This is a genomic window from Synechococcus sp. R55.2, from assembly GCF_047462075.1.
GTDB lineage: Bacteria > Cyanobacteriota > Cyanobacteriia > Thermostichales > Thermostichaceae > Thermostichus.
Genome location: NZ_JANSIH010000329.1, coordinates 1 through 569, shown reverse-complemented (window position 1 = coordinate 569; position 569 = coordinate 1). Strand labels below are relative to the sequence as shown.

The window sequence follows — 569 nt, the reverse complement described above, 5'->3', positions numbered from 1 at the left end:
CCGGGCCGAGAGGTAAACATAGGGATAGAGGGTGAGGATCAGCAGCAGGATCGCCCCCCACAACGAGCGAATGTTAGGGAACCAGTAGTCGCCGATCCCCCAACCTGTTACCCGCCGCAGCCAGATCTGGAAACCGCCGGTTACCTGCAAAAAATCGGTGTAGGCGTAGGCCAACACATAGGTGGGGGCCGCCAGGGGCAGCACCAACATCCACTCCAGCCAGGCCCGCCCCCAAAACTGACACATGGTCACCAGCCAGGCGGTGCCACTGCCCACCAGGATGACCCCCGCCGCCACCCCTGCCATCATCACCAGGCTATTGCGCACATAAAGCCCCAAGACCGTATCGGCCAGGTGCTCCCAAACCTGCCGCTCGTCCGCAAAAAGGCTGAGCAACACCGTAAGAACAGGAACGAGAATGAGACCGCTGAGGGTCAGAGTCAGAAGCGCCCAGCCGTTCAGAGGAAAGAAGCCACTTCCCGGCAGAGATTTGCTCAACAACTTCAACCTCATCTCTTTGTCCATCTCAACAGGCGGGAGCTACCTGTTGAGCAACTCCTGGGGAAGAA

At 59.2% G+C, this 569-nt stretch carries 1 protein-coding gene; it reads right to left on the bottom strand.

Features of this window, described 5'->3' with window-relative positions; all coding sequences use genetic code 11:
* The coding region (locus NW838_RS10455) for an ABC transporter permease (RefSeq protein ID WP_414428003.1) at window positions 1-501 on the bottom strand (501 nt) is incomplete at its 3' end.
* Window positions 502-569 lie beyond the last annotated feature (68 nt).